This is a genomic window from Polaromonas sp. P1_G1, from assembly GCF_056405595.1.
The window spans coordinates 1-511 of sequence record NZ_JBFUBU010000153.1; the positions used below are offsets into that span (position 1 = coordinate 1).

The window sequence follows — 511 nt, forward strand, 5'->3', positions numbered from 1 at the left end:
GCATTGATGTGTTCGATCTGGAGATCGACGAGAAGCACGATCTGGACAAGCTGGTCGACATCATCGCCTCACTGGAACCCACGTTCGGCGGCATCAACCTCGAAGACATCAAGGCGCCCGACTGCTTTTATGTAGAACGCAAACTGCGCGAACGCATGAAGATCCCGGTCTTCCACGACGACCAGCACGGCACCGCCATTTGCGTGGGTGCCGCCATGCTCAACGGCCTCAAGGTCGTTGGCAAAGACCCCAAGAACGTCAAGCTGGTGACCTCGGGCGCCGGTGCGGCTGCGCTGGCCTGTTTGGGCCTGCTGGTCAAGCTGGGCATTCCGCGTGAAAACATCTATGTGACCGACTTGGCCGGCGTGGTTTACGCGGGTCGCACTGAACTGATGGACGAAGACAAGGCCGTCTTCGCACAAAAAACCGATGCGCGCACGCTGCGCGAAGTGATTGCCGGTGCCGACATTTTCCTGGGCCTGTCCGCCGGTGGCGTGCTCAAGCCCGACAT

1 protein-coding gene is annotated in these 511 nt (G+C 59.9%); it reads left to right on the forward strand.

Going from position 1 to position 511, the window contains the following annotated elements:
- A partial coding sequence (locus AC1D1Y_RS26215; RefSeq protein WP_477684924.1) for a malic enzyme-like NAD(P)-binding protein occupies positions 1 to 511 on the forward strand: 511 nt, incomplete at both ends.